Origin of the sequence: Mesorhizobium sp. M2A.F.Ca.ET.039.01.1.1 (genome assembly GCF_003998035.1) — a bacterium.
GTDB lineage: Bacteria > Pseudomonadota > Alphaproteobacteria > Rhizobiales > Rhizobiaceae > Mesorhizobium.
Genome location: NZ_RZRY01000188.1, coordinates 1 through 9,729, shown reverse-complemented (window position 1 = coordinate 9,729; position 9,729 = coordinate 1). Strand labels below are relative to the sequence as shown.

Sequence of the window (9,729 nt, the reverse complement as noted above, 5' to 3'; positions counted from 1 at the left end):
GGCCGAAACGATGTGAGCGGTGAGCTCGAGCAGATCGACTTCCTTGGCTGTGCTGGTGTCTTCGTCCACGTAGTCCCTCCATTTCCTACCGCAAGGCCGCGAAACCGATCCGGCTTTCGCGGTGTGTAATCTCAAAGCGCTGCCAGCGTTGTTGGCGAATTCGAAAGCCGCAGGGGCCGCAGGCCGGCGAATTCCTAGTCGGCAAATCTGCGCGACGCAACGTTTGTCGCATCAATACACGCTGTTTTGAACAATTATACTGAAATGTAACTATATCAGACGATCAGCGCCTTGTCGCACCATAGACGAAATCCACCCTCGAAAGCGCGAGTGTTGTCGCCGCGCCGGGATTTTTCAGGCAATTCATCGAGCTTGTCGACATTGCCGCCGCCGATCACGACATAGTCCGGCTGCAAGGCGGCCCGAAGCCTGCCCACGACGTCGAAAACGTATTTGCGCCACTTCTTCTTCCCGTGCTTCACCAGGCCGCGCTCGCCGACATAATCCTCGAAAGTCGCGCCCTTCTTGTAAGGCAGATGGGCAAGCTCCATCGGCTGGCCGACATTCCTGATGATCATGGCGGCGCCCAGGCCCGTGCCGAGGCCGAGGAACAGCATGCGGCCTCCGTCATAGCTGCCGATCGCCTGCATCAAGGCGTCGTTGACGAGTTTCACCGGCTTGCCGAAGGAGGCGGTGAAATCATAGCCGTCCCAGCCCTTGCCGAGATTGAAGGGATCGAGCGAGGGCTTGTTGTCCCTTACAGGGCCGGGAAAGCCCATCGAGATCAAGTCGTAGGTCAGGCCCTCCGCCAGTTTCCCGACCGAAGCGACGACCTGGTCGGGGGTCAGGCTCGGGCCGGACGGAAAGCGGCGCATCTCGCCGCCGGCGCTGGTGAGGATCTTCACATGCGAGCCGCCGACATCGATGCTGAGCACGATCGGATCGCTGCCCTTCGCGGCGGTCTTTGCTGCCTTCGCCATCTCCCTCCTCCCCGGAAATTATCTGGTCGGATTGATCCAGCCATCGGGCGGGCCGAAACCTTTCATGGCATCGGCCGGCCCCCAGGTCTTGGGCGCATAGATCGCCGGCGGCGTTGTGTCGCCGAGCACCGGGCCGACGATGCGCCAGGCAAGCTCGGCGGCGTCCTGGCGCGTGAACAGCTGGCCATTGCCGTTCATGGCGTCGCCGATCAGCCTTTCGTAAGGCGGCATGTCGCCCTTGGAGTCGTCGAGCGCGGTGAGCTCCACCTGCTCGCCGATCATGTCGTCGCCGGCCCTCTTGCGCTGCGCGCCGATCGAGATCGCCACCTGCGGGTCGATGCGGAAGCGCACGTAATTGGCGTCGTCCGGCTTGATCGGATCGAAGACGTCGAGCGGCGGCCGCTTCAGCCGCACGATCACCTCGGTGGCGTGCACCGGCATGTTCTTGCCGGCGCGGATGAAGAAGGGCACGTCGCGCCAGCGCCAGGTGTCGACGAAGAAGCGCACCGCGGCGAAGGTCTCGACCGGCGAGTTGGGCCTGACGCCCGGCTCGGCCAGATAGCCGTCGAACTGGCCGCGCACGACGTCGTCCCTGGTCAGCGTGCGGATCGCGCGCAGCACCTGCACCTTCTCGTCGATCAGGTCGTCGGCCGAGCGGCCGACCGGCGGCTCCATGGCGAGCAGAAGCAGGATGTTGAGCAAATGGTTCTCGATCACGTCGCGGATGCAGCCGACATCGTCATAGAATTTGCCGCGGCCCTCGATGCCGAAATCCTCGGCCATGGTGATCTGCACGCTCTCGACGAAGTTGCGGTTCCAGATCGGCTCGAGGAAGGAGTTGGCGAAGCGGAAATAGAGCAGGTTCTGGATCGCCTCCTTGCCAAGATAGTGGTCGATGCGGAAGATCGACTGCTCGTCGAACACCAGATGCAGCACCCGGTTCAGCCAGCGCGCCGACTGCAGATCGTGGCCGAAGGGTTTTTCGATCATCAGCCGCGCGCCGCGCGCGGTGCCGGACTGCTCCAACCCCTGCACGACGGTCTCGAACATCGTCGGCGGCACGGCCATATAGTGCAGCGGGTGTTGCGCCGGACCCAGCGCCGTCCTCAGCTTCTCGAAGGTGGCGCCGTCGCGGTAGTCGCCGCTGACATAGCGCAGCTGCGAGGCGAGCTTGGCAAAGACCATGTCGTCGATGCCGCCCAGCGCGGTGACGATGCCGTCGCGGGCGCGGTCGACCAGCTTGGGCAGCTCCCAAGGGTCGAAGGCAACGCCGATCACCGGCTCGGCCAACGTTCCCTTGGCGACCATCTGGTAGAGCGCCGGGAATATTTTCTTGTGCGCAAGGTCGCCGGTCGCTCCGAAAAGCACCAGCGTGTCGGACCTCTCCTGGCTCATGCCGTCTCTCCCCTCACGCGCCGGTCTTGGGCTTTTCGACATGGCCGCCGAAGGCATAGCGCATGGCGGACAGGAGCTTGTCGGCGAATTGCGATTCGCCTTGCGAGGAGAAGCGGTCGAACAGCGCCGAGGACAGAACCGGGGCCGGGACGCCGGTGTCGATCGCCGCCTTCAGCGTCCAGCGTCCCTCGCCGGAGTCGGAGACGCGACCGCCGAACTGGGCGAGCGCCGGATCGCTCTTCAGCGCGCCGGCGGTGAGATCGAGCAGCCAGGAACCGATGACGCTGCCATGCCGCCAGACTTCGGCGACCTGGGGCAGGTCGATATCGAACTGGTAGTACTGCGGGTTTTCGAGCGGGCTCGTCTCTGCATCGGCGGTGCGCTGCCTTTTGCCGGCATTGGCCGATTTCAGGATGTTCATGCCCTCGGCATAGGCGGCCATGACGCCATATTCGATGCCGTTATGCACCATCTTGACGAAGTGGCCGGCGCCGCTGGGGCCGCAATGCAGATAGCCGAAAGCCGCCGTTCCATCGGCCTTCGAAGGATTGGCGCCCGCGTCGGCGCCCGGCGCCAGCGTGGCGAAGACCGAATCGAGATGCTTCACCGCGTCGTCCGGGCCGCCGATCATCAGGCAGTAGCCGCGTTCAAGGCCCCAGACGCCGCCGCTGGTGCCGACATCGACGAAGTTGATGCCCTTCACCGCCAGCTTTGCCGCTAGGTCGACGGCATCGTGGTAGTAGGAATTGCCGCCATCGATGATGATGTCGCCCGGCTCCATCAGCGCCGCCACCTGGTCGACGATCCTGCCGGTGATCGCGGCCGGAAGCATCAGCCAGGCGCAGCGCGGCTTGGCGAGCTTGCCGACGAACTCTTCCAGCGAGGCGGCGCCCACGGCGCCGTCCTTGACCATGCCGGCGACGCTTGCCGAATTGATATCGTAGACGACGCATTCATGGCCGTCGCGCATCAGACGCCGCACCATATTGGCGCCCATCCTGCCCAGCCCCATCATTCCGATCTGCATGGTTTCATCCCGATTGCTTGAGGAAAGAAGAATTCACTGGCCGTTTGGTTGGTCGATCGCGACGGTGAAGTCGACATTCTCCCAACGCATCGCTTCCGGCCAGAAAAAAGTGAAGACGATGGTGGTTCCCGGTTGCAGGCGGTTAACGGGCAAATCCACCAGATGGATGCCGAACGCATTTTCGACCGTCCTGCTGTCCTGCACCGTCAGCCATTTGTCGCTGCTCCAATGGACGACGCCAGGCGCCGACAATTCGACGCGCAACAGCTTGCCGGCGGGGATGGAGCGGATCTTGTTGTTGAAGCGCCATGTCCGCAGCGGCGAGACCGTCTTGCCCTTGATGTAGCGTTCGACGCCCTGCGGCGGCAGGTCGAAGACGGCGCCGTCGCGCAGCGAGCGCAATAGCTTGATGTGCTCGGCATGCGCCCAGACCAGCGGCATGGCGCTACCGGACGGCTTGCCCAGCCACAGCTCGCGGTCAGGCATGTCGGGGCGATCCCAGACCTGTTCGGGCAGAAGGCCGCCCACGCCCGCCGAGCGTTCGAAACTCTCCAGCAACTGCGCCGCCTTGTCCTTGCGGCCGGCGGCCAGCTCGTAATGGGCGCGCTCGCCGGCAAGCAACGGCCATGGCCGTCCCTGGCCGGTGCCGTCGAAGGGCGCGCCGTCCTCATGCTCGCCATAGCCGTCGCCGCTATAGCGGTACCAGAGCGGCCCTTGCGGCAGGTCGCAGCGCAGCTCGGCGTCGATCGCCTTGACGGTGTTCAGGATGCGCGGGTCGTCCGCGGCTCTGAGGCCGAAACGCACCAGCGCCAAAGCGTCCGGGCTGATGATGGCTTCCGCCGGCTCGTCGGTATCGGCCGGCGGCCGGTTCTTGATCGGCACGAAGCCGTCCTTCGGCGAGGCGGCGCCGCCATCGTCGGGCGGGGCGATGCGGACATAGTAGCCTTCGACACCCGCTTTGGCGCCCGCCTCCGTGCCGGTCACATAGGTCCAGCGCTCGATCTGGTCGTTCCAGCAATCGGCGGTCTGGCGCAGATAGTTTGCCGGCTCATTTTTTCCGCAGGCATCGAGCATGTCGGCGGCGGCGAGCAGCCCCGCTATCTCGACAGCCAGGGTGAACGGGCTGTAGCCGGCATCCTCCTCCCAGCGGTCCTCGCCGGTGACCGGGCCGTTGCGCACGACATAGGCGGCCGCATTCTCGATCATGGCCAGGAAGTCGGCGAGTTTCGGCTTCGGCAGATGGCCGGCGCGGCGCAGAGCGTCGGCGAGCAGCAGCGGAAAGGCGCATTCGTCCATCTGGATGCCCGGCCAATAGGCGGTGCCGTCGGACCAGACATTCTGCGGCCAGTGGCCGTCCGGTTGCTGGATCGAGCGCAGATAGGCGAGGATCTGCAGCGCCTGCCTGCCGTCGCTGGCGGCAAGGAAGCCGCCCGCCGTCTCGACCAGGTCGCGCGGCCAGATGAGGTGGTAGCCGCCGAGGTCGTCGTCGCCCTTGTTAAAGCCCCAGGGGATCGACAGGCTGGCGACGGCGGCGCCGGGCCTGGCGATCGACAGATGTGTCGCCAGCACCGCCGTGCTGGCGCGATAGGTGTTCAAACCGGAGGCGCCGTCACGGTCGAGTTTTTCCAACCTTGCCTGGAATGTCCGCCAATTGTCGACATAGGTTTCCGCGGCCGGCTCGAAACCCTGTTTCAGGCTCGCAAGCGCAAGGTCGGCGGCTTCCTCCGGCGAAGCGCCGAAGCCGAGCGCCAGCAGCGCAACCGTCTTGCCGGCCGAAAAGCCGATCTCGCCGGTGAGCGCGACATTGCCGTCTTCCGCCGTATGACAGGAAGGATCGAGCGCGCAGCTGTCGTGCAGTTGCCGCCAGCCGTCGGAAAAGCCGACATAGCCGGCCGAGCAGGCGCCCCAGGGCAAGGATGAAGCAAGCGCCAGCGAGACGCCGCGACCGGTGGCGAACAGAAGACGCTCCCCCTTATGCTCGCCGATCCAGGCGGTGTTGCCCATGCCGGCATTGACGAGATGCGGCGCGAGCAGCGCGTAGACGCGATAGTCGGCGGCCTGGCCCTTGATCGCGGTCAAACTTGTTTCCTGGAGCAGGACAGGTCGTTTCGAATCCGTAACGATTCGCTTCTCGATTTTGTACGCGCCGTCGGATGCGGTGTTGGTCAGTCGGTAGCCAGGCACCCCGTCCTCGAACGGTTCGACGGCATGGGCCGCATCGCGCTTCTCTTCGGAAAAATAGCCGTCCGGACCGGTGACGATCAGCCCCAGGTCGCGCGTGCAGGCGCTTTCGAGGCGCGGATAGTAAATCTCATTCAGGATGCCGTGACTGGTGGTGAACCAGAGCGGGCTCCTTGCCGAAAGGGCGGTGCCGACGCCGCTCTTGGCGCTTGATGTCCAGCGCGCCGGAATCCCGGGCGCGCCTTTGGCAACGGTCGGCGTTACTGCCATCCAAACCTCTCTTCTGCCGCGTTCCTAGACCATCAGCGGGAGGCTTTTCAATCGTCGCACCGCAAGTTGATCGGTTGCCCATCAAGCTTTGCCGTTGACAGCTTGCAGTTCCTCGAAATTTGTCTGACAATAGATAAAAAACAGGCGCTACACGTCACGGCCATTCGTCAAGATCAGCAACCTCGGGAGGAACCGACATGAAGAAACTGCTCGTATTGAGTGCGTTCGCGGCGATGCTCGCCTCGGGCACCGCGCTTGCCGACACCAGCGGCAAGAAGATCGCCTTTTCCAACAATTACGCCGGCAATTCGTGGCGCCAGGCGATGCTCGACAGCTACGGCATCGTCACCAAGAAGGCGGTCGAGGACAAGTTCGTCGCCGCGGCGGATGTCTTCACCACCGCCGACAAGGAGGTGCCGACCCAGGCGGCGCAGGTGCAGAACCTGATCCTGCAGGGCTATGACGCCATCGTCATCAACGCTGCCTCGCCCGACGCGCTGAACGGCGCCATCAAGCAGGCCTGCGATGCCAACATCGTCGTCGTCTCCTTTGACGGCATCGTGACCGAGCCTTGCGCCTATCGGGTCGTCGTCGACTTCAAGGACATGGGCAAGCAGGAAGTCGAGCAGATGGCCAAGTTCCAGCCCAAGGGCGGCAATCTGCTGGAAATCCGCGGTCTGGCCGGCACCTCGATCGACGACGCCATCCATGCAGGCATCCTCGAGGGCGTAGCCGCTCATCCCGAGTTCAAGATCGTCGGCTCCGTGACCGGCGACTGGGACCAGACGACGGCGCAGAAAGCGGTGGCGACCATCCTGCCTTCGCTCCCCGACGTCGTCGGCATCGTCGACCAGGGTGGCGACGGCTATGGCGCGGCGCAAGCCTTCGCAGCCGCCAACAAGCCGCGCCCGACCATCATCATGGGCAACCGCCAGGACGAGCTAAAGTGGTGGAAGGAGCAGAAGGAGAAGGACGGCTACAAGACCTGGTCGGCCTCGATCGCGCCCGGCGTGTCGACGCTGGCCTTCTGGGTGGCGCAGCAGGTGCTCGACGGACGCAAGGACATTCCGCACGACCTCCTGGTGCCCTATCTCGCTTTCACCCAGGATGATTTCGAGGCCGCGCTGCCGAAGATCAAGGAAGGCGGCGTCGCCACGCACGAATACACGCAGGAAGAGGCTATCGCGGCGATCAAGGCCAACATCAAGTAACAGCGGTGGGTGCATTGCCGTCCGCATCGCCAGCCGGGTATCGTTGAGCATGCTCAAGGCAAACACCGACATTGTCAGGCTGAACGGCGCCGAAAAGCATTTCGGCGCCGTTCGGGCTCTTAACGGCGTCGACTTCCATGTCGGCGCCGGCGAATGCGTCGGGCTGGTCGGGCATAACGGCGCCGGCAAGTCGACGCTCATGCATATGGTGGCCGGCACGCTGCGGCCGGATGGCGGACAGATCGCGGTGCGCGGCGACGAAGAGGCCAGCTATTCCGTGGCGCGCGCGCTGGAACTCGGCATCCGCTGCGTGTTCCAGGAACTGTCGCTCTGCCCCAACCTCAGCATCGCCGAGAACACGCGTATCAATCATCCCTCGCTCGCCGGTTTCGGCTGGCGGCGCAGGGCGGCCGATCTCATCCGCGCCAAGCTCGACGAGATTTTCCCGGATCATGGCATTTCGGCGGACGACATTGCCGGCGACCTCTCGATCGGAAGGCGGCAGATGGTCGAGGTGGCGCGCGCCTTCACGCTGACCCGCGAGCCGCTGCATCTGGTCATCCTCGACGAACCGACCTCGTCGCTCGACGCGCACACCGCAGGCCAGTTGCTTTCCTTCGTTCGCCGCTTCGTCGAGCAGGGCGGCAGCTGCATCCTGATCTCGCATGTGCTGGGCGAGGTGCTGCAGAACGCCGACCGCATCGTGGTGATGCGCGACGGCAAGGTGGTCGCGGCCGATGCCGCCGATGCCTTCGACCGCGACAAGCTCGTCGCCGCCATGGGTGGCGCCGAAGGGCATCAGAAGGCCGCCGCCGAGGTCCGCAAGACCGAGCCTGGCGCGCTCAAGGTGCGGGCGCGCCCGGCGAGGCAGCAGGACGGCAAGGAGCTTGTCGCCCGGGCCGGCGAGATCATCGGCCTCGCCGGGCTTGCCGGCCATGGCCAGACCGACCTTTTGCTGGCGATCTTCTCGGCGGCCGCCCGCGCCAGGACTGGCATCGAGGTGACGGCGCCCGTGGCGCTGGTCGCGGGCGACCGCCAATCGGACGGCATCTTTTCGCAATGGTCGATCGCGCAGAATATCGGCATCCGCTCGCTGGCCAAGCTGCGCAACGGCCTGCTGATCTCGCCGCAGCGCGAGGCGGAGCTCGCCGAATTCTGGAAGAAGAAGATCGGCATCCGCACGCCGGACATGAACAACAACATCTATTCGCTGTCGGGCGGCAACCAGCAGAAGGCGCTGTTTGCCCGCGCGCTCGGCTCCGACGCCGAGATCGTGCTGATGGACGACCCGATGCGCGGCGTCGATATCGGCACCAAGCTGGAAGTCTACGACCTCGTGCGCGAGGAAGCCGCCAAGGGCCGCACCTTCCTCTGGTACACGACCGAGACCGAAGAGCTCGACAATTGCGACCATGTCTATGTCTTCAAGAACGGTCGCATCGTCGCCAATCTCGGCCGCGACGAGCTGACGGAGGAGAAGATCATCCAGTCCTCGTTCGGCGATGCGGCCTGACATGACCGCGATCGCTCCCGGCACGACCCCAAGATCCTCGCCACGCGGCAGCGCCGCCAGGGCGCGCCTGCTGCGCGGCCTTTTGCCGGCCTTGTCGCTGGCGCTGGTGCTGATGGCGATCGCCTGGCTCAACCCGCGCGCCATCAGCTATTTCGGCTTCAACCTGATGCTTAATCTGGCGATCCCGATCGCGCTGGCGACGATCGCGCAGATGTTCGTCATTGCCGGCAACGAGCTGGATCTCTCGATTGGCACATTCGTCGGTTTCGTCGGCTGCGTCACCGCGACCTGGCTGCGGGACGCGCCGCTCATCGGCATTGTCGTGCTGCTCGGCTCGATCGGCGTTTATGCCTTGCTCGGCGCGCTCATTTACCTGCGCAATCTGCCGTCGATCGTGGTGACGCTCGGCATGAGCTTCGTCTGGCAGGGGCTTGCCATCCTCGTCCTGCCCAAGCCCGGCGGCAAGGCGCCGGACTGGCTGCTTTCGATCATGTCCTTCAAGCCACCTTATATCCCGTTCCCGATCCTCGCCGCGCTGATCATCGCCGCAGTCGTGCATTTCGGCCTGATGCGCACCTCCTATGGTGTCATCCTGCGCGGCTCCGGCGGCAATGCCGCGGCGCTGAGGCGCGCCGGCTGGTCGCTGCTCAAGACAAAGATCGTGCTGTTCGCGCTGACCGGCGTGTTCGGCGTTCTGTCGGGCATGGCGCTGATCGGCATCACTACGTCGGCCGACGCCAATATCGGCAATGGCTACACGCTGCTCTCGATCGCCGGCGTCATCCTCGGCGGCGGCGAGTTCGTGGGCGGCCGCGTGTCGCCGATCGGGGCGGTGCTCGGCGCTTTGACGCTGGCGCTCGCGGCCTCGCCGCTTTTGACCTTCATGCACATCCCGCCCGACTGGCAGGTCGCCGCCAATGGCGCGATCCTGATCATCGTGCTGGCGGCGCGCGTGCTGATCAGCCGCAGGGAGCGGTAGCGATGACCTCGGTGCGGATGCTGCTTGAAAAACCCTGGATCTGGTCCTTCGCCGGCGCGCTCGTCGTCTGGCTGGCGACCGTCGCCTTCACCGGCGGCTATGGCGCCGGCGGCATGGTCACGGCGGCGCTGTCGCTCGCCGTGTTCACCGTCATCGTCGGCGTCGGCCAGATG

Annotated in this window: 7 protein-coding genes and 1 pseudogene; 4 read left to right on the top strand and 4 right to left on the bottom strand. The window is 64.9% G+C overall.

Going from position 1 to position 9,729, the window contains the following annotated elements:
* Positions 1–275: 275 nt before the first annotated feature.
* From EOA24_RS16180 to EOA24_RS16165, 4 genes are read right to left on the bottom strand one after another with little or no spacing between them, the layout of a single operon-like run.
* On the bottom strand, positions 276–980 hold the full coding sequence (locus EOA24_RS16180; RefSeq protein WP_126080507.1) for an ROK family protein: 705 nt from the start codon (positions 978–980) through the stop codon (positions 276–278).
* Between the two features lie 18 nt (positions 981–998).
* Positions 999–2,375 carry a glucose-6-phosphate dehydrogenase gene (zwf, locus tag EOA24_RS16175; RefSeq protein ID WP_126080508.1) on the bottom strand — a complete coding sequence of 459 codons (1,377 nt, stop codon included), beginning with the start codon at positions 2,373–2,375 and terminating at the stop codon, positions 999–1,001.
* Positions 2,376–2,388: 13 nt separating this feature from the next.
* Positions 2,389–3,402, bottom strand: coding sequence for a phosphogluconate dehydrogenase (NAD(+)-dependent, decarboxylating) (gene gnd, locus EOA24_RS16170; RefSeq protein ID WP_126080509.1), 1,014 nt, complete (start codon positions 3,400–3,402; stop codon positions 2,389–2,391).
* A gap of 33 nt (positions 3,403–3,435) precedes the next feature.
* Positions 3,436–5,853 (bottom strand): glucan 1,4-alpha-glucosidase, encoded by a 2,418-nt coding sequence (locus EOA24_RS16165; protein ID WP_126080510.1) that lies wholly within the window; start codon positions 5,851–5,853, stop codon positions 3,436–3,438.
* A gap of 197 nt (positions 5,854–6,050) precedes the next feature.
* Between EOA24_RS16165 and EOA24_RS16160 the strand changes: the two genes are divergently transcribed.
* The 4 genes and pseudogenes from EOA24_RS16160 to EOA24_RS43050 all read left to right on the top strand — a co-directional run.
* Positions 6,051–7,064: an ABC transporter substrate-binding protein gene (locus tag EOA24_RS16160; protein WP_126080511.1), complete on the top strand. Its 1,014-nt coding sequence runs from the start codon at positions 6,051–6,053 to the stop codon at positions 7,062–7,064.
* 49 nt (positions 7,065–7,113) lie between these two features.
* Positions 7,114–8,577 carry a sugar ABC transporter ATP-binding protein gene (locus tag EOA24_RS16155; RefSeq protein ID WP_126080512.1) on the top strand — a complete coding sequence of 488 codons (1,464 nt, stop codon included), beginning with the start codon at positions 7,114–7,116 and terminating at the stop codon, positions 8,575–8,577.
* Position 8,578: 1 nt separating this feature from the next.
* Entirely contained in the window at positions 8,579–9,556 is a 978-nt protein-coding gene (locus EOA24_RS16150) for an ABC transporter permease (RefSeq protein ID WP_189343312.1), read from the top strand.
* Between the two features lie 2 nt (positions 9,557–9,558).
* Positions 9,559–9,729: pseudogene (locus EOA24_RS43050) on the top strand (ABC transporter permease); the annotation flags it as partial.